The organism is Roseateles sp. P5_B10, assembly GCF_056400485.1.
In genome coordinates this window covers 1-843 of sequence record NZ_JBFULE010001380.1, presented here as the reverse complement: position 1 = coordinate 843, position 843 = coordinate 1, and the positions used below count along the sequence as shown (strand labels likewise).

The following is an 843-nucleotide window of genomic DNA, read 5'->3' as shown; positions in this document are numbered from 1 at the left end:
GAACTAAGGAGCAGATGCATGAAGGGACTACTCGACCTATTCAAGCAATTCACCCCCGATGAGCATTTCGATGCCATCCAGATCGGCCTGGCTTCTCCGGAGAAGATCCGCAGCTGGTCGTTCGGCGAGGTGAAGAAGCCCGAGACCATCAACTACCGCACCTTCAAGCCGGAACGCGACGGCCTGTTCTGCGCCAAGATCTTTGGCCCGATCAAGGACTACGAGTGCCTGTGCGGCAAGTACAAGCGCCTGAAGCACCGCGGCGTCATCTGCGAGAAGTGCGGCGTTGAAGTCACCCAGACCAAGGTCCGTCGTGACCGCATGGGCCACATCGACCTGGCCGCGCCCTGCGCGCACATCTGGTTCCTGAAGAGCCTGCCGTCGCGTCTGGGCCTGGTGCTCGACATGACGCTGCGCGACATCGAACGCGTGCTGTACTTCGAAGCGTATGTGGTCGTCGACCCGGGTATGACCCCGCTGAAGAAGTTCTCGATCATGAGCGAGGACGACTACGACGCCAAGCGCATCGAATTCGGCGACGAGTTCATCGCGCTGATGGGCGCCGAGGGCATCAAGAACCTGCTGCAGGAAATGGATCTCGACATCGAGATCGATCGCCTGCGCAACGACATGACCGGCTCCGAGCTCAAGGTCAAGAAGAACTCCAAGCGCTTGAAGGTCATGGAGGCCTTCAAGAAGTCCGGCATCAAGCCGAACTGGATGGTGCTGGACGTGCTGCCCGTGCTGCCGCCGGACCTGCGTCCGTTGGTGCCGCTGGACGGCGGCCGCTTCGCGACTTCCGATTTGAACGACCTTTACCGTCGTGTCATCAACCGCAATAAC

General features: G+C 60.0%; 1 pseudogene. It reads left to right on the top strand.

Annotated features, from left to right (window positions below):
• Nucleotides 1-18 precede the first annotated feature (18 nt).
• Nucleotides 19-843 (top strand): annotated as a pseudogene (locus tag AC1DU6_RS33465) (DNA-directed RNA polymerase subunit beta'); the annotation flags it as partial.